This window comes from Paraburkholderia sp. WC7.3g, assembly GCF_050436345.1.
GTDB lineage: Bacteria > Pseudomonadota > Gammaproteobacteria > Burkholderiales > Burkholderiaceae > Paraburkholderia > Paraburkholderia podalyriae.
In genome coordinates this window covers 1,690,942-1,713,088 of record NZ_JBNDMA010000001.1, presented here as the reverse complement: position 1 = coordinate 1,713,088, position 22,147 = coordinate 1,690,942, and the positions used below count along the sequence as shown (strand labels likewise).

Genomic DNA, 22,147 nt, shown 5'->3' with positions numbered 1-22,147 from the left:
ACTCACCGTTCATGTAGTATCTTCTACACCAAACTCGATTGAAATCTACTCGATCAAAATCGACTATGCAACGTGTTTTCCGTCGCGCGGGGTCTAGACCTTCATGAGTCCCATCGCCGCCCGCAAGCCGGGCGCCATCGGTATCCGTGCGAAACAGGCGCAGGACACGCGCGCCAAGATCCTGAAGGCGGCCATCAAGGTGTTCGCGAAGCAGGGATATGCGAGCGGCCGCATCGAAAGTATTTCGAAGGCCGCGCGTTCGCACGACCGGATGATCTACTACTACTTCGGCAGTAAGGAGCAGTTGTTCATCGAAGTGCTGGAAACGATCTACACGCAGTTCAACGAAGCGGAAAGCAAACTCGATCTCGATCTGCGCGATCCGGTGCACGGCCTCGAACAGATGGTCGAGTTCGTCTGGCAGTACTACCTCGATCACCCGGAGTTCGTCACGTTGCTGTCGAGCGAAAATCTGCACCAGGGCAAGCATGCGAAAAAATCGCTGAAGCTCAAGGAGATTTCGGGTTACGCGATCTCGGTCGTGCAGAAGCTATTGGACGCGGGTCGCGCGCAGAAGGTGTTTCGCGCCGATATCGCCGCACGCGACGTGTATCTGATGATTGCGTCGCTCGGCTATTTCTATAACGCCAATCAGCACACGCTCGGCGCGTTTCTCGGCGAACCGATGATGGACAAGGCAGCACTCGCGCATTGGCGCGAGGTGATCAAGGAGACGGTGTTGCGCGCCGTGTGCGTGCGGGTGCCGGCGAGCGTTGTGGCGACGACTGCCGCATAACAAAAATCGGCGCGCGCCAAGTTCCCGAATGCCGTGCGGATTGCTTCGATACCAATCCTGAACGGCGCGCATTCCTCCACAACGGTAACGGGCGTTTTCGTTTTGCGGCTTTCGTTTGCTGCGGTTTTCGTGGCTTGAGGCTTCACTGCGCCGACGTTCTTAACGTCCGGCTTTTGCACATCTGCGTTTTTAACGTTCGTCGCGGCGGCCCCCCGGATTTGACTGCGGGAGGCCAGTGGGGGCGTCACACACACTATAGGGTGGTACTCGCAACCTGGGCCATTTTTTCGCCGTATGCCCCATACGCTTAAGTTCAGTACGCGGCTTCGCTGGCGCTGCCTCCGCTGGCCCGATACAGGGACGCGGATGAACCACCGGCGCTTATCCCGAAGATTGCATGCAACCAGATGATCTGGTGTAATCGTTGGTTCGTACAACCAATGAAGGAAAAAAAAGAATGGCGTGGATTTACAAACAGACCAGCGGCGAGATGTATCACAACGGCGTTCTCATGGAAAAAAAGGGATATTCGGGCAAAGGTGAAGGAAAGAATAAGCGCAGCAAGCAATATGTGCGCGACAAAGGTCCTATTCCCGTTGGCCGGTACGAAATCACAGCACCGTTTGACCATACGCACACAGGAAAATATTCACTGCGGCTTAACCCTGTTTGCAGAACGTGCTTGGGCGGGCGTGACGGCTTCATGATCCACGGCGATAGCCTCAGTGACCCAGGCAACGCGTCAAACGGCTGCATCGTTATCGACAAGAGAATACGCAAAAAGATGTGGGACAGTGGTGACAGATGGCTGGAGGTAGAGTAACCATGAGACGCGCTTTTGCCATCATGCTGTTGTCTCTTCCCGCGTTATGCCTGGCGAAGTCACCGCCATGCGACAGATACCCCACCAACGTCGCCGAGGTCGCACTGACAAACGAGGGCCTCACTGACCCAGCGAAGATCGATCATTCGAAAACCCGGGCTGTTCAACTGGCATCCGAGAAGATCGGCAAGGACGAGGACGGCGAGCAACTGTGGCGCCAGGTCTATCACATTACGTTTCACGAAAAAGGCGGAAAAGAGTTCAAGGTTATTACCGTGGGTGAAGCCGCCTGGTCAGAATGCTCAATGAGTGCTGTTGAGGTTTTTGTCGTCTCGCGACATTCACCGCCAGTTGACAGACTGTTCAAGGACATAGAGTAACTGTTCACGCGCGCGCTCTTCCAGCATCGCCGGTCAGCGCGCGAGACTGACCATGAAACGTGGAACCCCATCGCCATGAACAATCAAGGGGGCGCCACGAAACGCACTCTTGCACCCATTCTCATAGCGCTTTCCGCGCTATGCATGGCGCAACCTAAACCAGAACCCCAATGCGACAGGTGGCCGACCAACATAGCAGAAGGGAGACTAAAAAAAGCTGGCATGGTTGGCAATATCGACTATACGAAAACCCAAGCCGTGCAACTGGCGTCCGAGAAAATAGGAAAAGATGAAGATGGCGAACAGTTGTGGCGTGAGGTTTATCACATCACCTTCCACGAAAAAAACGGAAACAAGGTCAAGGTGATTGCTGTGAACGACGCTGGCGAATTTGAATGCTCAATGGGTGCCGTAGAGGTTTTTGTCGTTTCAAAGCATTTACTGTCGAGAGTCGAGGCTGACAGAATGTTCAAGCAGATAGAGTGAGGTCCTCCTTTGAATCTATGAAACACGCTCTTGCAGTCCTGCTGCTGTCCCTTCCCGCACTATGCCTGGCGGAACCCGGATCATACCCGCCATGCGGCGACGAGTTTCCGGCCTATGTGGCCCAGATGGCGCTAAGAAAAACTGACATCCTCTCGCTGGATTTCGACGCCACGAAAACCAGGGCGGTGCGACTCGCGTTCGAGAAGATCGGCAAATATGAGGACGGCGAACCAATGTGGCGCGGGGTCTATCAGATTACCTTTGAGGAGCGAAACGGAAATAAGATCAAGGTGGTTGCCTGCGAGCGGCGCGTCGTAGAGCCCCTGCCTCGCTCTGCTTCAGTCATTACACACCTTGCCCGCGCGGCTTGTACGTCGGGTTCAGGTCTATCTGTAGGCTTCGACGCGATAGTCGCCAGGGCGGGCAATCGATCCGATACCGCTTCCGGCGCGAAAGCGCGTTGCGGGCCGCATGTAACCATCGCCCTCCCAGACTTCGCACGAGTCTGGTACGGCCTGCTGCGTGGTGCGGAAGTGTCTGGCTGCCTCCCGCACGGTCGGATACGAGCTGGCGGCTGGGCATTGCACGCGCCACCTACCCGCAACTGAAAACCACCACCCTGAAAACCGTGCGCGACTGGATGCCGTCCTCGCTCGGGGACATCAAGCTCGCCGCGCCGATGGAAGTGCCGTTCAGATTCTCGCTGGCGGACGGCGCGCGGGTGCAGTTTGAACTGCTGTTGGTCGCGCTTGAGGATGAGCGCGACACCATGCGCGTCGACGGCCTCAGCGCGACGAAGACGTCCGTCGCGCGTTTGCTGAATGAAGCGGAAAACTACAGCGCCCGGTCTTTACGACTTCGCCGCCGCCGCGGCCGCGGCCGCCGCATCATCCTCGCGGAACAGCTTGTCGGCCAGGTGGAACGCGGAGTTAGCCGCCGGCACGCCGCAGTAAATCGCGGTCTGCATCAGCACTTCCTTAATCTGCTCGCGCGTGACGCCGTTGTTTTTGGCGGCGCGCAGGTGCAGCGCAAGTTCTTCGCTGCGATTGAGCGCAACCATCATCGCGATCGTCAGCAGGCTGCGCGTATGACGCGGCAAACCTTCACGCGTCCAGATCTCGCCCCACGCATAGCGCGTGATCAGGTTCTGGAACTCCTCGGTCAGCTCGGTGCGGTTCGCGAGCGAACGGTCGACGTGCGCGTTGCCCAGCACCGCGCGACGCACCCCCATGCCGGCTTCGTAACGATCTTCGTCGTTCATTTTTGCTCCGTCAGGAAGTCGAGCACGGTCTTCGTGAACTCGCCGACCTTTTCGATGTTGGAAATATGCGAGGCGTCGAGTTCGACGTAGCGCGCGCCCGGAATCGCCTGGGCGAGTTCGCGGCCTTGCGCGGCCGTGGCGGCCAGATCGTGCGTGCCGCTGATCACCAGCGTCGGCAGCTTGATGCCCGGCGCTTCGGGGCGCAGATCAGCGGCGTCGATCGCGTCGCAGTTCGATGCGTAGCCTTCCTTGTCGGTGTGCACGAACACGTCGCGGATCATCGCCAGCACGACCGGCTCACGCTCGATGAAGTCCGCGGTGAACCAGCGCGGCAGCACCGCGTTGGCGAGCGCGAACATGCCTTCGCTGCGCGCCTTCGCGGCACGCGGCACCCACACTTCCGGCGAGCCGATGCGCGCGGCCGTGTTGGACAGCACGACGCGCTCGAAGCGGTCGCCGTGACGCGCGGCGAGCGCGATGCCGGTCAGCCCACCCATCGAGATACCGCAAAAATTCGCGCGCGCGATCTTCAGCGTATCCATCAGGCCGAGCACGTCGCCGCTCAGTTGCTCGATCGTGTACGGACCCTTCGGCGCTTCCGAATGACCGTGGCCGCGCGTGTCGTAGCGCAGCACGCGGAAGTGCTTCGACAACGCCGCGACCTGCGGCGTCCACATGGACATATCGCAGCCGAGCGAATTCGACAGCACGAGCCACGGCGCGTGGCCGTGACGATCGCCGTCGATGCGATAGTGAAGCTCGGTGCCGTTGACTGCGGCGTAGGGCATGCCGGTTACTCCTTGGAATGGGCGCGCTGCGCGCGCGTGGTGTGAAGCGCCAGCGCGGCGTCGACATATGCGTGCGCCTGGCCGACGTATTGAGCGGGATCGAGCAGTTGCTTCAGTCGCTCGAGCGGAACATGTTCGGTGACGGCCGCGTCGGCGGCGAGCACGTCGTACAGCGTCTTGCCGTCGCGGATCGCCGCCTTCGACGCGCGCTCGACCAGATGATGCGCGTCGAGCCGGCCGATGCTGTCGCCGAGCGCGAGCATCACCGCTTCGCCGAGGATCAGGCCGTGCGTGACGTCGAGATTCGCGGCGAGGCCCGCTTCGTTGACGTTCAGGCCCGCGGCGATCTGTTCGATGTTCGCGAGCGCGCCGCCCGCGAGGCGCGCGAGATCCGGCAGCGCGTCCCATTCGGCCTGCCAGCCGCCGAGCGCGCGCTCGTGCTCCTGCACCATGCCGGCGAACACGGTCGCGACAAGCCCGGGCGCGCGGGTCGCCGCCGTCAGCACCGCCGCGCAGCCGACCGGGTTGCGCTTGTGCGGCATCGTCGATGAACCGCCCTTGCCGGCCGCGGCAGGTTCGGCGAGTTCGTCGATTTCGGTTTGCATCTGCAGCGAAACATCGCGCGCGATCTTGCCGAGCGTGCCGATCAGCATGCCGAACAGCGACGCCGTTTCGGCGATGCGATCGCGCTGCGTATGCCACGGCAAGGTCGGCACCGCGAGGCCGAGTTCCTTGGCGAGCGACTGCGCGACCTGCGGCGCCGCCTCACGCAGACTCGCGAGCGTGCCGGCCGCGCCGCCGAATTGCAGCACTAGCACGCGCGCGCGCAACGCATCGAGCCGCTCGCGATGACGCAACAGCGCGTCGAGCCATTGCGCGAACTTCAAACCGAGCGTGATCGGCAGCGCCTGTTGCAGCCACGTGCGGCCGATCATCGGCGTCGCGCGATGGGTGGTCGCGAGTTTCGCGATCGCGTCGCAGGTGGCTTGCAGGCCGCTGTCGAGCAGGTCGAACGTGTCGCGCAGTTGCAGCACCGTCGCGGTGTCGATGATGTCCTGGCTCGTCGCGCCCCAATGCACGTATTTGGCCGCTTCGGCATCGGCGGCTTTGACGCGTGCAGTCAGTTGCTTGACGAGCGGAATCGCGAGGTTGCCGCCGAGCGCGGCCTCGCGTGCGAGCGCGTCGGCGTCGAGCTGATTGGCCTGGCAGGCGGCTTCGATCGCGGGGACGGCGGTTTCAGGAATGACATGGTGCGCGGCCGAAGCGCGCGCGAGCGCGGCTTCGACGTCGAGCATCCGCTGCAGCGTGGCACGCGGCGCCCAGATGTCGTTCATCGGCTGCGTGCCGCAAAGAAGGCCAGTCAGGCGGGCGCTGGAGTCGAGCATGGTGACGTCGATGTTCGAGGGAATCGGAAGTGAAGTAGCGGCGCGGCGCGCGGCGGCTCGAAGCAGGCGACGCGGCGACGCGGCGGCGCAGTGCCGTGCTTGTGCCGTGCTTGTGCCTCGTTTATGCCGCAGTAGGTGCCGGGGTATTTTGCGCCAAACGCGGCCCGAGCGTCGCTGAAGTTGTCAGGCCAGCGCTGACGAGGGGTCTGCCGCGTCGGCGCTGGCCCGTTCGCGTGATGCCGCCTTCACACGGGAGACCTTCGGCGCGGCCGCAACGCAGACCGCCGCGGCGACGCCTCAATCAACCATCAGGCCGTGCGCGCAGACTGCGTGCCGTCGGTCATCGGCACACCGGTCAGCTTCAGCAGTTCGTCAAAGCCGATGTCCGAGAAAATCTCGCGCACGACGAGGCCTTCCTGCGTGACGTCGATCATCGCGAGGTCCGTATAGATGCGGTCCACGCACCCGATACCGGTGACCGGGTACGAGCACTCGGCGGCGATCTTGCTTTCGCCGTGCTTGGTCAGGTGCTCCATCATCACGTAGACCTGCTTCGCGCCGATCGCGAGATCCATCGCGCCGCCGACCGCCGGAATCGCGTCGGGCGCGCCGGTGTGCCAGTTCGCGAGGTCGCCCTTCGCCGACACCTGGAACGCGCCGAGCACGCAGAAGTCCAGATGGCCGCCGCGCATCATCGCGAACGAATCCGCGTGATGGAAGTAGGCGCCACCCGTCAGCAGCGTGACATGCTGCTTGCCGGCGTTGATCAGTTCGTCGTCTTCCTGGCCCTTCGCCGGTGCCGGGCCCATGCCGAGCAGACCGTTTTCGCTGTGCAGGAAGATTTCCTTGTCGGCGGCCAGGTGGTTCGCCACCAGCGTCGGCACGCCGATGCCGAGGTTCACGTAAGCGCCTTCAGGGATGTCCTGGGCAACGCGCTTGGCCATTTCATCGCGGGTCAGTTTCTTCATGTCGGTCTCCGGGTCAGGCAGCAGCGTCGTGAGGATTGGGCGTCGGGGCATGCGCCGCTTGCGGCACCGCGATCACGCGTTGCACGAAAATGCCGGGCGTGACGATCTCTTCCGGATCGAGGCCGCCGAGCGGCACCACTTCCGACACCTGCACGATCGCGGTCTTCGCGGCGCTCGCCATGATCGGCCCGAAGTTACGCGCGGTCTTGCGATAGATCAGGTTGCCCCAGCGGTCGCCCTTGTACGCCTTGATCAGCGCGAAGTCCGCATGCAGCGGCGCTTCGAGCACGTAGTGACGGCCGTCGATCAGGCGCGTTTCCTTGCCTTCGGCGAGCCTGGTGCCGTACGCGGTCGGCGTGAAGAAGCCGCCGATGCCCGCGCCCGCCGCGCGGATGCGCTCGGCGAGATTGCCTTGCGGCACCAGTTCGAGTTCGATTTCGCCGGCGCGATAGAGCGCGTCGAACACATAGGAGTCGGTCTGGCGCGGGAACGAGCAGATGATCTTGCGCACGCGCTTGGCCTTCAGCAGCGCCGCGAGGCCGATGTCGCCGTTACCTGCGTTGTTGTTGACGATGGTCAGCTCGCGCGAGCCCTGCTCGATCAGCGCGTCGATCAGCTCGGACGGCATGCCGGCCGTGCCGAAGCCGCCGATCATGACGGTCGCGCCGTCGTGGACATCGGCGACCGCCGATTGAAGTGTCTCGAAAATCTTGTTGATCATGTCGAATTTCCTTTGGGGGCGCTATGTGCCGCTGGGCTGACAGCCGTAACCGGCAAGGCTCGCGCGGAAACAGTCTCCGGGCATGCTGGCGACGGCTCGCGACGGGGAGAGCGGGCTGGCGCCTTCGATTGCTTCGCTGCTCAAATTGTTCGTTGCGTGAACAGTGATTCGTTTAGCGAACGCTTCGGCGATTATGGTTGTCCGGTGGGCGGATTGTCAAGGCAGGGAAACCCCCTTCATCATAGGTCGCCGCGCGCGGCGGCGAAGCTCTGAGTCGCGTTCGCGCAGCGCGCGAAAAAGCCGGCCGCGCAAAATCCCACTATGCTTATGGGCGATTTTTCAACTAGGCTCTATAGCGATACGGCATAGACACCGCATCGCCCCACCCGACCCGCAACCCATAACGAGCATGGCCGACACACAACTGGATCTGAACCTGATCCCCTATCTGGTCGCAATGGAAGACACGCGCAACGTGAGCCGCGCCGCCGAGCAGCTCGGCGTGAGCCAGCCGCGCGTGAGCACCGCGCTTGGCCGCCTGCGCGAATACTTCGACGATCCGCTGTTCGTGCGCACATCGAAAGGCATGGAGCCGACACCGCGCGCGCTCGCGATCCTGCCCGCCGCGCGCGACGCGCTGCTGCGCATCGAGAAAGGCATGCTCGACGTACAGGATTTCGATCCCGCGACGAGCACGCACACGTTCTCGATCGCGCTGTCCGACGTCGGCGAGATCGTGTTTCTGCCGCGTCTTTTGCAGATGTTCGCCGAGCGCGCGCCGTCCGCGAATCTGCGCTCGGTCACGCTGTCGCCGTCGCAGGTGGAACGCGGGCTCGAATCGGGCGATGTCGATCTCGCCGTCGGTTATTTTCCAGACCTGGCGGGCAACAACTTCTTCCAGCAGCGGCTCTTCACGCATCGCTTCATCTGCCTGATGCGCAGCGGACATCCGCTGTCGAAGGGGCCGCTCACGCTCGAACAATACGTGGCGTCCGGGCATGCGGTCGTGCGCGCCGAGGGACGCAGCCAGGAAGTGCTCGAGCAGTACCTCGAAAAGAAGCGCATCAAGCGACGCGCGGTGCTTGAAACGCCGCACTTCATGAGCCTGCCGTTCATCCTGGCGCGCACCGATCTGCTCGCGACCGTGCCGCATGCGATCGGCTTTGCGTACGTGTCGGAGCATGCGTCGATCATGCTCGTCGAGCCGCCGCTGCCGCTGCCGCGCTTCGACCTGCGCCAGCACTGGCACCGCAAGTTTCATAACGATCCGCGCGGCAGCTGGCTGCGCGGCGTGGTCGCCGAGCTATTCAACGATGCGATGGACGAATGGCCGAAGTAGCCGTGCGCAGCACGCCCGCGACTGCCCCGGCCGCGAAAGGGGCATCGGCATCTTCGGCGCAAAACATGGAACAATGACCTCAGTTACTGACCCCGCGCGCGCCGCGCAGCGTCGACGCGCGATCCAGGAGAGCGACGCATGACCAGCAGCAAGGCAAAGAAGACCAAACCCGGAGCGGCCGCCGAACGCCCGAGCCGCGAAGAAGCTGAGGCGGCCGTGCGCGTGCTGCTGCGCTGGGCCGGCGACGATCCGCAGCGCGAAGGCCTGATCGACACGCCGGCACGCGTGACGCGCGCTTACGAGGAGTTCTTCGCCGGCTACCAGGTCGATCCGCGTGAAATCCTCGCGCGTACCTTCTCCGAAGTGGACGGCTACGACGAACTGATCGTGCTGAAGGACATCCGCTTCGAAAGCTATTGCGAGCACCATATGGTGCCGATCATCGGGCGCGCGCACGTCGCGTATCTACCGAATCATCGGGTGGTCGGCATTTCGAAGCTCGCGCGTCTCGTCGATGCATTCGCGAAACGACTGCAGATCCAGGAAAAGATGACGGTGCAGATCGCCGATACGCTGAACGACGTGCTGCAGCCGGCCGGCGTCGGCGTCATTCTCGAAGCCGCGCATCAGTGCATGTCGACGCGTGGCGTGCATAAGGCGGGCGTCACGATGGTCACGTCGCGCATGCTCGGCACGTTCCGCACCGATCCGTCGACGCGGCGGGAGTTTCTGTCGATCGTCGGGAATCCGGGCGTGATGACAGTGCCCAATAGCTGACGCGGTACATATAGCCGGGGCGGGTTGCGGTTCCGTGGCGATGCGCCCCTGCCCCTGCCACTGCGAAGCCGGCGTGCGGCCCCCGCGCGCGATTTCTTCGACGTCGCCCGCAACGTTGCAGTAGGCTCGCGGGGTTGGCTGTTAGTTGCGTATTAGAGATTTAGGCGAACGCCGCCGCAGGCGCACATCCACGCAAGGCCGCGCACGCATGCTGGCCCAACAGCAGCAACAGGAGCAACAGGAGCGCCTCAATTGGTCGAGTTTCCGTTGTCGGCGGTTTCAACCTGGGGCAGCGCGATCGTGTTCGTCAACGTCCTGCTGACGCGACTCGGCGTACCGATTCCGGCCGTGCCGATGCTGCTGTTCGCGGGCTCCGCGATCGCCGCGGGCACGCTGTCGTTCTGGCCGATCCTCGGCGCGGCAGTGCTAGGCGCCTTGATCGGCGACGGCACCTGGTTCGCGGCCGGCCGGCTGTATGGCCGCAAGCTGCTCGCGTGGCTTGGCCGCCTTTCGCCCATCGTCGATACAAGGCTCGAAACGGCGCGCTCGCTGTTCGAACGCTATGGCGTGCCGCTCGTGTCGATTTCGAAGTTCGTGCCGGGACTCGGCCTGATCACGCCGCCGCTAATGGGCACGACTGCCGTCGACATCCGCATCTACGCGCTGTGGGAGTTCGCCAGCGTGATCGCGTGGGCGGCCTTCTGGCTGCTCGGCGGGGCGGCGGTGGAACGCGAGTTGCACATGCTGCGCGCGTTCGTCGAGCAGCGCGGCGGCACACTCGCCGACATGCTTCTTGCGGTGGCGCTCGTCTATCTGCTCTACCGGCTGTCTCTGCGATATCACGAACGGCGCCGGTTCGTGCGGGCCGCGTCGGCCTCAGCCACGCCGATGCCGGCCGCGCCGACGCACGCTTCACCGACGAGCGCCGCGTCGAGAATGCCGTGGCGCTGGCGACGCTCGGCTCGCATGGGCCGCATGGCGCCGTCCCGCGTGCTCGATGCGCGGCCCGGCGCGCCGCTGCTCGATCTGCGACGCCAGATTCCCGACGCGCTCGCGCTCGATCCGCATTCGCCCGAGCAGATCGACCGCGCGCTGCGCACGCACGACATGGTCATCTATTGCATCTGCCCGGACAGCGCGACCGCGCTCGAAGTCTCGCTACATATGCGCAACAACGGCTACACGCGGATTCGCGCACTGCGCGGCGGGCTCGATGCCTGGCAGCGGCGCGGCTTTCCGGTGGGCTTGCTGGCTTATGCGGACGGTTCGGCGGACGGTTCGGCTGCCGATCAGCCGCGCTCAGCGTGGCAGGGCGAAACATCAGCGGCGGTGACGTTGCGCGGTTTCGCGCCGCGCAGCGCGGAGCGCGTCTGAATCGCGCCGCGTCGCGACACTATGAGCCGCGAAAGCGCTCATCTGAACATCTGGCGCCAAAGCGCCGCCCCCTTGCGCGACGCTAGCAAGGATCGCACGCGCACGATCAGCCGAGTAGCTGCGACGCCGCGCGCAAGCGCCGTTTGCGTTTCCTGTCGAGCCAATCCAGCGCGGCCTCGATGTGATCCGCGTCGGCAAGCGACGCGGCATTGTCGCGCAACAGCGCTTCGCTGGCGACGGCATCGTTGAGCATGCCGAAGCGCTTCTGAATTTTTTTCAACCGCTTGAGCGCGCGCTTATGGCCGCCTTGAAGCACCGGCCCGAAAAACTCGAACAGATAGCGCAGTTTCTTGCCTCCTTTTCTGACATCGTGAAAGGCTGCGTAATTCGACCGTTTCGCACGGCGTGCGCGTTTGATGCGCTTTTTCAACGACCGCTCCGATGCCCCGATGCGCCGAGCGGCAAATTTGCGTAGCGCAACATCGGATTCGTGCGCGGCGTGCAGTTCCGCGGAAGTCGTGGCCAACGCATCGCGCAGCAGATGTTTGACGTCGGCATTCACTAACGTCGCCCGGCTGGTCGCCTGTGTGTCGCGGCGCGCCTGCTCGAGCTTCGGCATCAACGCTTGCGCGCCGCTGTCGTCTTGCCTGAGCAACCCGATCAGGATGTCCCAGTCGCGCGTTTTACCCGCCGCGGTGGCGAGAAACTTGAAGACCGCGCGTTGGCGGGTGTTTTCGCCCTTGTCGACCAGCGGCGCGAACGCCCACCACAACGACCGCAAGCGCCGCAGCGACACGCGCAGTTTGTGCAGCGCTTCGGGGGATGCGTCGTCGTGAACGCCTTTGGCTAGTCCGATCGCCTGATCGACCAGCGGCGCGGCGTACGACTTGAAGGCCTGCTGCGCCGGTGCTTCGCCTACCGGCTCGTTGACTGTCTCGCTCGCCTGCTTCATCGACGCTCCCTCGAAACGTGACCTTGGTTCCAGCGCAGCAAAGATGATGCCCAACGGCGATTCGCGGCGCATCCCAGCCCGCCGTCTGGTCACGCGTTGGCGCGTCGCGTCCGCAACGTCTATCCTCGACCGTAGGGCCGCGTATCGCGTGATGCGGCGAATGCTGTGGATTGACGATGCAATGTGCAGCGCGGCAAATGCCACCAACAGACCGTAGGAGGATGTATGCGAATACTCGTTGTCGGTGCGACGGGCCTGCTCGGCTCGCACATCGTGAAGCTGCTCGCCACCGAGCATGACGTGGTCGGAGCGAGCCGCAAGGGCTCCGAACTGCACGTCGACCTGTCGGACAAACGCAGCATCGAAGCGATGTATGCGCAAGCCGGCAGCTTCGACGCGATCATCTGCGCGGCGGGGGCGGCAAAATTCGCGCCGCTCGCGGCGCTTCGCGACGAAGACTTTTCTTTTAGTCTTGCCAACAAACTGATGGGCCAGGTCAATCTGGTGCGCTGCGGCGCCGGGCATGTTTCGCAAGGTGGCTCGTTCACGTTGACGAGCGGCGTGCTCGCGCAACAGCCGATGGAAGGCAGTGCCGCGGTCAGCATCGTCAATGCGGGTGTCGAAGCGTTCGCGCGCTCGGCCGCGCTCGAGTTGCGCGGCAAGTCACGCGTCAATGTGGTTAGTCCGGGATGGGTCGCGGAAACGCTCGAATCGATGGGCCGCGATCCGGCGCAAGGCGTACCGGCCGAGATCGTCGCGCAAGCCTATAAACGCTCCCTCGGCGGCAGCGCGAGCGGCGAAGTGATCAGCGCATCCTGAGGGCAACCGCTGCGCGGTCGCCGACCCCGTTTTAGTCATCGACTTGTCTAGTCCGCTTCGGACATCCTACCGCCCCCGACCGCCAGCCGGCGTAGTATTGACCGGCTGGAGCGGCCTAGCATAGGCCGCGCCGCGTCTTGTTTATGCGCCCCAATGCCGTCACGCAGTTGTCATCATTGCGACACGTGACGAAAGCAGCATCGAAAACTCTGCGACCTACTTTTTTGGGGCTCACGTCATGCCGGAACTTTCGTATCCGCAACCAGGCGCTACCAGCAGCAAAGGGCGTAATGCCGGCCTGTTCATTTTCGTCGCCCTGCTCATCGCCGGCGTCGTTTACTGCGGCGTGCACCTGATAGACGATCTGCAGCCTGTGCGCGAAAGCTCGGTGCTGCCTTATCTGTTGCTCGGCGTCGCACTGCTGATCGCGCTCGGTTTCGAGTTCGTCAACGGCTTTCACGATACCGCCAACGCGGTCGCCACCGTAATCTATACCCACTCGCTGACGCCGAATATCGCTGTGGTTTGGTCCGGCGCGTGGAATTTTCTCGGCGTGCTGACGTCGACCGGAGCGGTCGCCTTCGGGGTGCTGCAACTGCTGCCCGTCGAGCTGATCCTCCAGGTTGGCAGCCGCGCCGGCTTCGCGATGGTGTTCGCGCTGCTGATCGCCGCGATCATCTGGAATCTCGGCACGTGGTCTTTGGGCCTGCCGTCGTCGAGTTCGCACACGCTGATCGGCTCGATCATCGGCGTAGGGCTGATGAATCAGATGATGCATGGTTCGAACGGCACGAGCGGCGTCGACTGGAATCAGGCGCTCGGCGTCGGCAAGTCGCTGCTGTTTTCGCCGATCGTGGGCTTTTTGCTCGCAGGCTTGCTGCTGCTGATCCTGAAGGCCGTCGTGCGCGTGCCCGCGCTGTATGCCGAGCCGAAGGGCAAGGAGCCGCCGCCGTTCTGGATTCGCTGCCTGCTGATTCTGACCTGCACGGGCGTATCGTTCGCGCATGGCTCGAACGACGGCCAGAAAGGCATGGGCCTGATCATGCTGATCCTGATCGGTACGGTGCCCACCGCCTACGCGCTGAACAAGGCGGTCACGCCGGCGCAAACACAGAACTTCGTCGCGGTCGCGCATCAAACCGTGGCGACGCTGTCGCGTTACACGCAGGGCGCGGCGCCCTCCGCGGATCCGCGCGCCGACGTCGAGGCATTCGTGCGCTCCCGTCAGCTGACGCCCGCCACGCTGCCGGCGCTGCAGCAACTGGCCGAGCAGATCGGTCGCCAGGTCGGCGAATCGGGCTCGATGGCCGCGGTGCCGCAAGGCATCGTCGATAACGTGCGCAACAACATGTACGTCACGTCCGAGGCGATCCGTCTGATGCAGAAGTCCAATCAGCCGCAGTTCTCACCCGAAGACGCGAAGGTCATCGCCAACTTCAGAACGCAGATCGATCACGCGACCAAGTTCATCCCGCCGTGGGTCAAGGTGGCGGTCGCGATCGCGCTGGGTCTCGGCACGATGGTCGGCTGGAAGCGCATCGTCATTACCGTGGGCGAGAAGATCGGCAAGCAGCATCTGACGTACGGCCAGGGCGCGGCGGCGGAACTCGTGGCGATGGTCACGATCGGTGCCGCCGACGTCTACGGTCTGCCGGTGTCGACGACGCACGTGCTCTCTTCCGGCGTGGCCGGCACGATGGCGGCCAACGGCTCGGGCCTGCAATGGGCCACGGTGCGCAGCCTGATCCTCGCATGGGTGCTGACGCTGCCCGCGTCGATCGCGCTCGCCGGCGGCCTGTACTGGGTATTCCGCTCAGTATTCTGAGTTCGCTGATCGGGCGGAGCGAAGTATAAAAAAAGCGCGGTACGTTCATAGACGTACCGCGCTTATTCGTTGGCCAGCTATTTCCTACGCTCCGCTCTTTAATAGACCTCAGGCACGATCATTGACTGAGGCACTGGCTGGCGGCTATAGTCCTCGTGATAGACACGCGGCGGCAATTCGATATGCGGATGCTCGATCTCGTGATACGGCATCTGGCTCAGAAGATGGCGAATGCAGTTCAGGCGCGCGCGTTTCTTGTCGACGGCCTGCACGACCCACCAGGGCGCCTCGGGGATATGTGAGCGCTGCAGCATCACTTCCTTTGCCAGCGTATACGCTTCCCAGCGGCGCCGGCTTTCCAGATCCATCGGACTCAGCTTCCACTGCTTGAGCGGATCGTGAATGCGGTTCTGGAAGCGGATTTCCTGCTCTTCGTCGGTGATCGAAAACCAGTACTTGAGGATCTGCACGCCACTGCGCGCCAGCATCTTTTCGAATTCCGGCACCGAGCGGAAAAACTCTTCGTACTCGTCGTCAGTGCAAAAGTTCATCACGCGCTCGACGCCCGCGCGGTTGTACCAGCTGCGATCGAACAGCACCATCTCGCCGCCCGCCGGCAGATGCGATACATAGCGTTGGAAATACCATTGCGTGCGCTCGCGATTGTTCGGCGCGGGCAACGCGGCCACGCGGCACACGCGCGGATTCAGCCGCTGCGTGATGCGCTTGATCGCGCCGCCCTTGCCGGCCGCGTCGCGCCCCTCGAAGATCACGACGAGCCGGTGCCCGGTCGCGACGATCCAGTCCTGCAGTTTGACCAGTTCTCCCTGCAGCCGGAACAGTTCGCGGAAGTATTGCTTGCGCGCCTCGCGATGCTCGGGCGTAAAGCCGGTCGGGCCGTCGATGATGCGGTCATCGACTTCCATTTCGAGCTCTTCGTCATAGGCGTCGATCAGGTCTTCCTCGAAACGGCGTTGCCGCTCCGCCATCAGTTCGGTATCGGTTCTCGGGTCCGGCTCTTTCATTGCGGCTCTCCTCGCAACTGGAATGGGATGGCGCGCGGCGGCTAGCGCGACGCGGTCGCGTTCGATTATCAAAGCGCGAGGTGTCACCCGTGTTACCGCGCGGGCGGCCGCTGCACTTGCATGGCAATCCCCATGATAGCGAGTTTTGTCCGGTCGTCCGCCGCTAGCGCAGCGGCCGCGCGAAGCTCAGTTCGTGGCCGTCCGGATCGGTGATATGGAAATAGCGCTCGCCCCACGGCGCATCCGACGGCGCGCACGACGGCTGCAGACCCGCCGCCAGCGCCTTGTCGTAGATCGCATCGACGTCCGAGACGTAGAGGATCACGCGCCCCCACCAGTTGACCGGCGCGCGGGCATCGGCGATCAGGTTCAGATACGAGCCGCCGAACTCGAATGACGTGAAGGCCTCGCGCGGACCACCGAACTTCAGCGGGAAGCCGAGCGCTTGATAGAACGCGACGGCGCGCTGCATGTCGCTGGTGGCGAGCGTGATCGCGCTGAGGGATTCGATGCGGGGATCCGGCCGCGGGGGTTGCGGCGCTGAAGCTGTCGATGCGGACATGAAGGGGTCTCCGTGGCGCGAGCGAGCGACGGCTCGCGTGGGAAAGTGTCTCACACGCGGGCGCCACCAGTTTGGCCTTGAAAACCAGCGCGGCGCCCCGCATCTCGCAGCCCGTCTATCCGGAGCATCGTTATGGGAAGCCGCCCACGCTTCATCGATGACCTGTCGAGCGCCGCATCCGACGCCCCCGGGCCCCAATCCACCGACCTTTTGACTCTCGACGACGACGCGCTGCTCGACGCCTACTCCCGCACCGTGATCGGCGCACTGGAGCGGGTGCAGCAGGCGGTCGCGTTTATTGCCGTCGAACGCCGGCTGCCCGGCGAAGCGTCCGCGCATGGGCGCGGCGCGCGCGGCGGCACCGGCTCGGGCTTCCTGTTCACGCCCGACGGCTACCTGCTGACCAATAGTCACGTCGTACATGGCGCGACGCATGTCCAGGTGACGCTAGCCGACGGCGCGAAGTTCGACGCCGATCTGGTCGGCGACGATCCCGGCAGCGATCTCGCGGTGCTGCGCATCGGTTCGCCCGAGCCGCTGCCGCATGTCGAACTCGGCGAATCGTCGAAGCTGCGCGTCGGGCAGATCGCCATTGCGGTCGGCAATCCGCTCGGGCTGCAGCAGACCGTGACGACCGGCGTCGTTTCGGCGCTCGGCCGTTCACTACGCTCGAACTCCGGCCGCATGATCTACGACGTGATCCAGACCGACGCGGCTCTGAATCCGGGCAACTCGGGTGGGCCGCTGATCAATTCGGCGGGTCAGGTGATCGGCGTGAATACCGCGATCATTCCTGGCGCACAGGCCATCTGTTTCGCGACCGCGATCGATACCGCGAAGTGGGTCATCATGCAGATCTTCGCGCACGGCCGCGTGCGACGCGCGTATATCGGCGTGGCCGGCACGACCGCGCCGCTGCCGCGGCGCGTGCAGCGCTACTTCGGGCTCAGCGTGCAAAGTGGCGTGCACGTGATGGAGATCGTCAAAGGCAGTCCGGCCGCGCTCGGCGGCTTGCGCACCGACGACACGATCGTCGCGATCGACGCGCAGCCGGTGCAGGATGTGGATGGTCTGCAACGCACGCTCGACGCTTCACGTATCGACAGGCCGGTCAGCGTGACGGTGTTGCGCGGCGCGCAGCGGGTGGAGTTGACGGTGACGCCGGTGGAGCAGGCGGGGTGATGGAGGACGTCGCGTTGGATAGCCATGCGTGGAGGCCCAACGCGAAACCCTACCGAACCAGCCGCGTCGTCCCTCGCCCACGCGGATCGGCCGCCGGCTCCGGCGTGTCCCCGTCGATCCTGATGACCTGAACATCACCGGTGAAATCCTGCCTTTCCAGCTTGTAGCCCTTCGCCTCGAGTTGCTGCGCGAGTTCGCCCTCGATCGGCTTGTACGGCTCCGAATAGATCGTATTCGGGGGCAATAGCTGGTGATGGAAACGCATCGCGGCGAGCGCATCCGGCAGTGGCATGCCGTAGTCGTAGATATTGTTGATCACCTGGAAGATCGACGTGAAGATGCGCGACCCGCCCGGCGTGCCGATCACGAGCGCGACCCTGCCGTCTTTCGTCAAAATCGTCGGCGCCATCGACGACAACGGGCGCTTCTTCGGCTCAATCGCGTTCGCGTCGCTGCCGACCACGCCGAACATGTTTGCGGCGCCCGGCTTCGCGGAGAAGTCGTCCATCTCGTCGTTCAGCGCGATGCCGGCCCGATCCACGACGACGCCCGAGCCGAACGCGCCGTTCAGTGTGTACGTGTTCGACACCGCATTGCCCCATTTATCGACCACCGAAAAATGCGTGGTCTGCGCCTTCTCCGGCATCGATGTTCCGAGTCCCGGTTGAATGCTCCGTGTGTCCGACGGCACATTCAGATCGATTTCGGCCGCGCGCTTCGCCAGATACGGGTCGTCGATCAGTTGCGCGACCGGCACCTTGTAGAAATCCGGGTCGCCGAGATACTGCGCGCGGTCCGCGAACACGCGCTTTTCGAGCTCCGCGATCAGATGCACGTATTGCGCGGAATTGAGCGGCACGTCCTTGAAGTCGGGCGCGAGATCGGCCTTCATCTTCAGCAGTTGCACGAGCCCGACGCCACCCGAACTCGGCGGCGGCGCGGTGATCACGCGATAGCCGTTCCAGTCCGCCTGCACCGGTTCGCGCCACACGGCCTTGTACTGCGCGAGATCGGCCTTCGTCATCAGGCCGTGGCCGCGCATCGAAGCGGCGATCAGATCCGCGGTCTTGCCCGTGTAGAAATCTTTCGCGCCCTGGTCGGAAATGCGCTGCAATACCGCGGCAAGGTCAGGCTGTTTGAAGGTGACGCCCTGCTTAAGATTGCCGAAGTAGGTGTCGAAATTGGTCTTGCCCGCGAAGTCCCTTGCCGCATCGTCGCGCAGCTTCTGCAGTTGCGGGGCGACCACGAAGCCGTCGCGCGCATAGTGAATAGCCGGCGCGAGCACCTGCTGCCACTTCAGTTTGCCGAAACGGCGCTGCGCTTGCCACATGCCGTCGACGGTGCCCGGCACGCCCACCGCGCGATAGCCGATCAGGCTCATGTCCTTGATGACCTCGCCCTTGTCGTCGAGATACATGTTCTTCGTCGCGGCGAGCGGCGCGCGCTCGCGATAGTCGAGGAAATACGGCTTGCCGCCGACATACAGCGTCATGAACCCGCCGCCGCCGATGTTGCCCGCATCCGGGAGCGTGACCGCAAGCGTGAAGGCGATCGCGGTGGCCGCATCGACGGCATTGCCGCCCTCGTTGAAGATCTGCTCGGCGGCATCGGCGCTGTACGAGTCGGGCACCGCGATCGCCGAATCGGCAAGCACGACCGGTTGCGTCTTCGCGGGCGCTTTCGCGACGGCAGGCACCGGTTCGAGAAAAGCGGTCGAAATGCAGACGAGCGCGATCAGTGCGAAACCGCTGATCGAAGCGCTGGCTGAAGCTTTGACGTTGCGGAACAAGTTCATGTCCTCCTTATCGATGACGCCTGCATCCGTACCATTGCTTACGCTCTCCCGCGGCTGCCGCGCGCAATCTCATCACCCGCGTCTCGTGGCAGGCGCCGCGTAATCGGGATCGACAGGCACGAGAATAGACCGACGACGACAAACGCCGGCCAGAAATCGGAGAACACGATGGTCGGATGCCCTTGCACCTGATGCGAAATCTGCAGCACGATGCCCGAGATGGTCACGCCGAGGCCGAGCGACATCTGCTGGATGACGCTCGCGACACTCGTCGCGCGACCGACGTCGCTGCCCGGAATATCCGCATAGGCAAGCGTATTGAGCGACGTGAATTGCAGAGACGGAAAGAAGCCGCCCACCAGCACGATGCACCAGATCACCCAATGCGGCGTACCGGGAAAGAACAGTCCGTACACAGCGATCGCGAGACCCGCGCACGCGGCGTTGACCATCAGCACCGTACGAAAGCCGAAGCGCTCGAGAATGCGCGACGCCATCGTCTTCATGAATATCGAGCCGAACGCGGACGCGCACGTGATCGCGCCCGCTCTGAATGCGGTCATGCCGAGCCCTTCCTGCAACGCGAGCGGCAACAGGAACGGCACGGCGCCTAGACCGATACGGAACAGCGAACCGCCGATGACGCTCGCATGAAAACTCGGAATACGGAGCAGACGCAGGTCGAGCACCGGCAGCGCGACGCGGCTCGCATACAGCACATAAACCACCAGCAGCACGATGCCGGTCACGCACATGCCGACCGATTCTCGCGTCGACACGAGTTCGCCGCCGACCAGCGAGAGCCCGAGCATGAACAGCGAAGCTCCGCTCGCCGACAGCACGAAACCGAGCCAGTCGAGCCGGCCCGGATGCGGCTCGCGTGTATTGGCGATGTACTTGTTGGTCAGCCAGATGCCGAGCAGGCCGATCGGCACGTTGATCACGAAGATCAAACGCCAGTGCAGATAGGTTGTGATAAAGCCGCCGAGCGGCGGCCCGACCACCGGACCGAGCAACGCCGGCACCGTCAGATAGTTCATCGCGCGAATGAACTCCGACTTCGGCAGCGAACGGAAGATGATGATGCGGCCCACCGGCACCATCAGCGCACCGCCGATGCCCTGCACGAAGCGCGCGAGCACGAAGGTACCGAGCGAAGTGGAGGCCGCGCACATCAGCGAGCCCGCCATGAAGACGCCGATGGCCGTGCGGAACACGGTGCGAGAACCAAAGCGGTCGGCGACCCTGCCGCAGATCGGGATGAACACGCCAAGGCCGATCACATATGCGGTGACCGCTAGCTTCAGCGTGATCGGATCGTGACCGAGGTCGCGTGCCAGAACCGGCAGCGACGTCACGATGACCGTGCCGTCCACGTTTTCCATGAACATCGCGCACGCGACGATCAGCGGAACGATGAAAGCGCCTGGAGCAAGCAGCATTGTCATGGCGACGGGCGGCCAGCCATCAATGGAAAGCGTCGATTATGGCATCGCGGCGGCAACAAATGTTGTCGCGCGAGCGGATTTTGCCGTGCGCCGCCGTGCATCGACGGCACGTTGATTGGAGGTCCGGGTTGCGAACTCATAGGGCGCAAAATATACGGGATTCTGAAAGCTTGCTTTCATACCGCAGGCTTTTTGCAGCTTGAAATGCCGTTCGCGTTTCCGTCACAGAGCGCAACTCGCTGAATCGCTGTACAGTGCGAATCCAGTTGCGCCAGTCACTCGGAATCTTTCGATGTGCGGCACCGCTCGCGCCCTCCGAGGGATGGCGCGGTGGTTGCTAAATCCACGACATCGATTGTGGACGCCCGCCTACGCTCATGAACCGTCTTGTTGCCCCACTGCTGTTTGCCGCAGTCGCCGCGCTGCCGCTGTCTTCGTTCGCCGTGGAGCTCGGCGCGCCACTGGTATGCAATGAGAGCGGCCACCAGTTCATTGCTGATCTGATGCAGCAGCAGTTGATCAACCCGAAGCCGACGCACGTCGAAAGCAACTCGATCAACGCGTTCTCGCCGATGCCTGACGCGCATCTGACCGCGTTCGGTTTCCGCGTATTCGCGGTGGTGGGATTCGAAAAGGACGACCCGATATTCCGGGTCGGCGACGGTGAACCGGTCGCGCAGTCCGCGTATGGGGTCGTCGTGTTCGGCAGCGACGACAACGTGAAAAGCGCGCTCGCGAACGCCGGCAGTACGGCGATCGTGCATCACGTCGCGCCGCTGATCACCGCGATTTTTTGCAAGCGCAGCTAACCCGGTTCATCCCGGTCGACGAAATTCGTTCGCCACCCACGCCGCGGCGCTCGCGTTGCTGAGCTTGAACGTCGGCGCAACCTGTACTTGCGCGATCTGCTCGCCGAAAACATCGAGCGCGCTCAACAGTGCGTACGGCTCGTCTTCGTCGGGAATGATATCGAGAGTGATGTCGAGTTCGTCGTTGCCGTCCGCGCTCGTCACGCGCACCGCCTTATGCAGCTGCGCGCGCAGCTGCTGCTCGTGACGACGCAGCACTTCCGCCGCCGTTTTTACGAGCGTGTTGAACGCCGCTACGTCGAGCGGCTTTGGGTCCTTCTTGTTGCGGCCCATCGTCCACGGTCCGACGAGCGCCGGCTCCGCCTCGCCGTCCTTGATCATTTCGACGGCCCAGCCCTCGTCGTCTTCGTTCTTGACGATGCGCGCGGTCCAGCCGTTGTCGCGCCACAGACGCGCTTCATGCACGCTGTCTTCCGGTCCGGAAGAATCGTCGGTCAAGAACTCGGCAGGGGTGTCGGACGAGGAAAAGGGCATGTCGTTCATCACAGGGTCACTCACTTCGCGGGGCGCACAAACAGATTTTGAACCTGCGATTCTACCTGCCCTGCCCGCTTCGCCCTGCTCGCTCTGAC

At 63.4% G+C, this 22,147-nt stretch carries 24 protein-coding genes; 13 read left to right on the top strand and 11 right to left on the bottom strand.

The genetic code is table 11. The features are described 5' to 3' along the window. The first annotated feature begins 103 nt into the window (after positions 1-103). The 5 genes from OKW43_RS07955 (at position 104) to OKW43_RS07935 (ending at position 3,093) form a co-directional block, all read left to right on the top strand. A complete protein-coding gene (locus tag OKW43_RS07955) occupies positions 104-796 on the top strand; it encodes a TetR family transcriptional regulator (protein ID WP_429446399.1) in 693 nt (230 codons plus the stop codon). 457 nt (positions 797-1,253) lie between these two features. Then, positions 1,254-1,619, top strand: a complete 366-nt coding sequence (locus tag OKW43_RS07950) for a tlde1 domain-containing protein (protein ID WP_429446396.1) — start codon at positions 1,254-1,256, stop codon at positions 1,617-1,619. A gap of 2 nt (positions 1,620-1,621) precedes the next feature. Then, positions 1,622-1,999 carry a hypothetical protein gene (locus tag OKW43_RS07945; RefSeq protein ID WP_187639739.1) on the top strand — a complete coding sequence of 126 codons (378 nt, stop codon included), beginning with the start codon at positions 1,622-1,624 and terminating at the stop codon, positions 1,997-1,999. A gap of 75 nt (positions 2,000-2,074) precedes the next feature. Beyond that, on the top strand, positions 2,075-2,485 hold the full coding sequence (locus OKW43_RS07940) for a hypothetical protein (RefSeq protein ID WP_429446393.1): 411 nt from the start codon (positions 2,075-2,077) through the stop codon (positions 2,483-2,485). Between the two features lie 17 nt (positions 2,486-2,502). Then, entirely contained in the window at positions 2,503-3,093 is a 591-nt protein-coding gene (locus OKW43_RS07935) for a hypothetical protein (protein ID WP_429446390.1), read from the top strand. A gap of 242 nt (positions 3,094-3,335) precedes the next feature. On the opposite strand, the gene pcaC is transcribed toward OKW43_RS07935, so the two are convergent. The 5 genes from pcaC to OKW43_RS07910 form a co-directional block, all read right to left on the bottom strand. Then, complete coding sequence (gene pcaC, locus OKW43_RS07930; RefSeq protein WP_187634502.1) at positions 3,336-3,746, bottom strand: 4-carboxymuconolactone decarboxylase; 411 nt, start codon at positions 3,744-3,746, stop codon at positions 3,336-3,338. After that, on the bottom strand, positions 3,743-4,534 hold the full coding sequence (gene pcaD / locus OKW43_RS07925; protein ID WP_187634501.1) for a 3-oxoadipate enol-lactonase: 792 nt from the start codon (positions 4,532-4,534) through the stop codon (positions 3,743-3,745). The genes pcaC and pcaD overlap by 4 nt, the downstream gene beginning before the upstream one ends. 5 nt (positions 4,535-4,539) lie before the next feature. Further along, a complete protein-coding gene (locus OKW43_RS07920; RefSeq protein ID WP_429446387.1) occupies positions 4,540-5,919 on the bottom strand; it encodes a 3-carboxy-cis,cis-muconate cycloisomerase in 1,380 nt (459 codons plus the stop codon). 308 nt (positions 5,920-6,227) lie between these two features. Further along, positions 6,228-6,887 carry a 3-oxoacid CoA-transferase subunit B gene (locus OKW43_RS07915; RefSeq protein ID WP_187634499.1) on the bottom strand — a complete coding sequence of 220 codons (660 nt, stop codon included), beginning with the start codon at positions 6,885-6,887 and terminating at the stop codon, positions 6,228-6,230. Between the two features lie 13 nt (positions 6,888-6,900). Then, on the bottom strand, positions 6,901-7,608 hold the full coding sequence (locus OKW43_RS07910; protein ID WP_187634498.1) for a 3-oxoacid CoA-transferase subunit A: 708 nt from the start codon (positions 7,606-7,608) through the stop codon (positions 6,901-6,903). A gap of 409 nt (positions 7,609-8,017) precedes the next feature. On the opposite strand from OKW43_RS07910, the gene OKW43_RS07905 reads away from it, so the two are divergent. The 3 genes from OKW43_RS07905 to OKW43_RS07895 all read left to right on the top strand — a co-directional run bounded on the left by OKW43_RS07905 (position 8,018) and on the right by OKW43_RS07895 (position 11,098). Then, the gene (locus OKW43_RS07905; RefSeq protein WP_187634497.1) at positions 8,018-8,947 is read left to right on the top strand and encodes a LysR family transcriptional regulator; all 930 of its coding nucleotides are present in this window, start codon (positions 8,018-8,020) and stop codon (positions 8,945-8,947) included. Positions 8,948-9,085: 138 nt separating this feature from the next. Then, positions 9,086-9,724, top strand: a complete 639-nt coding sequence (folE, locus tag OKW43_RS07900; RefSeq protein WP_187634496.1) for a GTP cyclohydrolase I FolE — start codon at positions 9,086-9,088, stop codon at positions 9,722-9,724. Between the two features lie 252 nt (positions 9,725-9,976). Then, complete coding sequence (locus OKW43_RS07895; protein WP_429446383.1) at positions 9,977-11,098, top strand: VTT domain-containing protein; 1,122 nt, start codon at positions 9,977-9,979, stop codon at positions 11,096-11,098. A 106-nt stretch (positions 11,099-11,204) separates the two neighbouring features. On the opposite strand, the gene OKW43_RS07890 is transcribed toward OKW43_RS07895, so the two are convergent. Next, positions 11,205-12,050: a CHAD domain-containing protein gene (locus tag OKW43_RS07890; protein ID WP_429446380.1), complete on the bottom strand. Its 846-nt coding sequence runs from the start codon at positions 12,048-12,050 to the stop codon at positions 11,205-11,207. 225 nt (positions 12,051-12,275) lie between these two features. Here OKW43_RS07890 and OKW43_RS07885 point away from each other — a divergent pair, with 225 nt between their 5' ends. Together OKW43_RS07885 and OKW43_RS07880 are read left to right on the top strand one after the other, a co-directional pair. Next, complete coding sequence (locus OKW43_RS07885) at positions 12,276-12,869, top strand: short chain dehydrogenase (protein WP_187634493.1); 594 nt, start codon at positions 12,276-12,278, stop codon at positions 12,867-12,869. A 238-nt stretch (positions 12,870-13,107) separates the two neighbouring features. Further along, on the top strand, positions 13,108-14,694 hold the full coding sequence (locus OKW43_RS07880) for an inorganic phosphate transporter (protein WP_429446377.1): 1,587 nt from the start codon (positions 13,108-13,110) through the stop codon (positions 14,692-14,694). Between the two features lie 98 nt (positions 14,695-14,792). Here OKW43_RS07880 and ppk2 read toward each other — a convergent pair whose 3' ends face one another. Both ppk2 and OKW43_RS07870 read right to left on the bottom strand, forming a co-directional pair. Next, positions 14,793-15,719, bottom strand: a complete 927-nt coding sequence (gene ppk2 / locus OKW43_RS07875) for a polyphosphate kinase 2 (RefSeq protein ID WP_187634491.1) — start codon at positions 15,717-15,719, stop codon at positions 14,793-14,795. A 163-nt stretch (positions 15,720-15,882) separates the two neighbouring features. After that, positions 15,883-16,281: a VOC family protein gene (locus OKW43_RS07870; RefSeq protein WP_187634490.1), complete on the bottom strand. Its 399-nt coding sequence runs from the start codon at positions 16,279-16,281 to the stop codon at positions 15,883-15,885. Positions 16,282-16,413: 132 nt separating this feature from the next. On the opposite strand from OKW43_RS07870, the gene OKW43_RS07865 reads away from it, so the two are divergent. Then, a complete protein-coding gene (locus OKW43_RS07865; protein WP_429446375.1) occupies positions 16,414-17,463 on the top strand; it encodes a S1C family serine protease in 1,050 nt (349 codons plus the stop codon). Positions 17,464-17,512: 49 nt separating this feature from the next. Here the strand turns inward: OKW43_RS07865 and ggt are convergent, their stop codons facing one another. Further along, complete coding sequence (gene ggt, locus OKW43_RS07860; protein ID WP_429446371.1) at positions 17,513-19,258, bottom strand: gamma-glutamyltransferase; 1,746 nt, start codon at positions 19,256-19,258, stop codon at positions 17,513-17,515. A gap of 38 nt (positions 19,259-19,296) precedes the next feature. Further along, complete coding sequence (locus tag OKW43_RS07855) at positions 19,297-20,700, bottom strand: MFS transporter (RefSeq protein ID WP_429446369.1); 1,404 nt, start codon at positions 20,698-20,700, stop codon at positions 19,297-19,299. Between OKW43_RS07855 and OKW43_RS07850 the strand changes: the two genes are divergently transcribed. Beyond that, on the top strand, positions 20,642-20,821 hold the full coding sequence (locus tag OKW43_RS07850) for a hypothetical protein (protein WP_429447413.1): 180 nt from the start codon (positions 20,642-20,644) through the stop codon (positions 20,819-20,821). The two genes, OKW43_RS07855 and OKW43_RS07850, sit on opposite strands and share 59 nt — an antisense overlap. 262 nt (positions 20,822-21,083) lie before the next feature. Then, positions 21,084-21,515, top strand: a complete 432-nt coding sequence (locus OKW43_RS07845) for a hypothetical protein (RefSeq protein ID WP_187634487.1) — start codon at positions 21,084-21,086, stop codon at positions 21,513-21,515. A gap of 6 nt (positions 21,516-21,521) precedes the next feature. Here OKW43_RS07845 and OKW43_RS07840 read toward each other — a convergent pair whose 3' ends face one another. Beyond that, positions 21,522-22,058 carry a hypothetical protein gene (locus OKW43_RS07840; protein ID WP_187634486.1) on the bottom strand — a complete coding sequence of 179 codons (537 nt, stop codon included), beginning with the start codon at positions 22,056-22,058 and terminating at the stop codon, positions 21,522-21,524. Between the last annotated feature and the right edge of the window lie 89 nt (positions 22,059-22,147).

What these genes read in the sequence shown, in the direction of transcription:
- OKW43_RS07885 (WP_187634493.1), top strand. Translation starts at nt 12,276, where the DNA reads ATGCGAATACTCGTTGTCGGTGCGACGGGCCTGCTCGGCTCGCACATC.
- OKW43_RS07950 (WP_429446396.1), top strand. Translation starts at nt 1,254, where the DNA reads ATGGCGTGGATTTACAAACAGACCAGCGGCGAGATGTATCACAACGGC.
- OKW43_RS07920 (WP_429446387.1), bottom strand. Translation starts at nt 5,919, where the DNA reads ATGCTCGACTCCAGCGCCCGCCTGACTGGCCTTCTTTGCGGCACGCAG.
- OKW43_RS07945 (WP_187639739.1), top strand. Translation starts at nt 1,622, where the DNA reads ATGAGACGCGCTTTTGCCATCATGCTGTTGTCTCTTCCCGCGTTATGC.
- OKW43_RS07870 (WP_187634490.1), bottom strand. Translation starts at nt 16,281, where the DNA reads ATGTCCGCATCGACAGCTTCAGCGCCGCAACCCCCGCGGCCGGATCCC.
- pcaC (WP_187634502.1), bottom strand. Translation starts at nt 3,746, where the DNA reads ATGAACGACGAAGATCGTTACGAAGCCGGCATGGGGGTGCGTCGCGCG.
- OKW43_RS07855 (WP_429446369.1), bottom strand. Translation starts at nt 20,700, where the DNA reads ATGCTGCTTGCTCCAGGCGCTTTCATCGTTCCGCTGATCGTCGCGTGC.
- OKW43_RS07905 (WP_187634497.1), top strand. Translation starts at nt 8,018, where the DNA reads ATGGCCGACACACAACTGGATCTGAACCTGATCCCCTATCTGGTCGCA.
- folE (WP_187634496.1), top strand. Translation starts at nt 9,086, where the DNA reads ATGACCAGCAGCAAGGCAAAGAAGACCAAACCCGGAGCGGCCGCCGAA.
- OKW43_RS07915 (WP_187634499.1), bottom strand. Translation starts at nt 6,887, where the DNA reads ATGAAGAAACTGACCCGCGATGAAATGGCCAAGCGCGTTGCCCAGGAC.
- OKW43_RS07865 (WP_429446375.1), top strand. Translation starts at nt 16,414, where the DNA reads ATGGGAAGCCGCCCACGCTTCATCGATGACCTGTCGAGCGCCGCATCC.
- OKW43_RS07935 (WP_429446390.1), top strand. Translation starts at nt 2,503, where the DNA reads ATGAAACACGCTCTTGCAGTCCTGCTGCTGTCCCTTCCCGCACTATGC.
- OKW43_RS07845 (WP_187634487.1), top strand. Translation starts at nt 21,084, where the DNA reads ATGAACCGTCTTGTTGCCCCACTGCTGTTTGCCGCAGTCGCCGCGCTG.
- ppk2 (WP_187634491.1), bottom strand. Translation starts at nt 15,719, where the DNA reads ATGAAAGAGCCGGACCCGAGAACCGATACCGAACTGATGGCGGAGCGG.
- OKW43_RS07940 (WP_429446393.1), top strand. Translation starts at nt 2,075, where the DNA reads ATGAACAATCAAGGGGGCGCCACGAAACGCACTCTTGCACCCATTCTC.
- ggt (WP_429446371.1), bottom strand. Translation starts at nt 19,258, where the DNA reads ATGAACTTGTTCCGCAACGTCAAAGCTTCAGCCAGCGCTTCGATCAGC.
- OKW43_RS07850 (WP_429447413.1), top strand. Translation starts at nt 20,642, where the DNA reads ATGAACATCGCGCACGCGACGATCAGCGGAACGATGAAAGCGCCTGGA.
- OKW43_RS07880 (WP_429446377.1), top strand. Translation starts at nt 13,108, where the DNA reads ATGCCGGAACTTTCGTATCCGCAACCAGGCGCTACCAGCAGCAAAGGG.
- pcaD (WP_187634501.1), bottom strand. Translation starts at nt 4,534, where the DNA reads ATGCCCTACGCCGCAGTCAACGGCACCGAGCTTCACTATCGCATCGAC.
- OKW43_RS07890 (WP_429446380.1), bottom strand. Translation starts at nt 12,050, where the DNA reads ATGAAGCAGGCGAGCGAGACAGTCAACGAGCCGGTAGGCGAAGCACCG.
- OKW43_RS07955 (WP_429446399.1), top strand. Translation starts at nt 104, where the DNA reads ATGAGTCCCATCGCCGCCCGCAAGCCGGGCGCCATCGGTATCCGTGCG.
- OKW43_RS07840 (WP_187634486.1), bottom strand. Translation starts at nt 22,058, where the DNA reads ATGAACGACATGCCCTTTTCCTCGTCCGACACCCCTGCCGAGTTCTTG.
- OKW43_RS07910 (WP_187634498.1), bottom strand. Translation starts at nt 7,608, where the DNA reads ATGATCAACAAGATTTTCGAGACACTTCAATCGGCGGTCGCCGATGTC.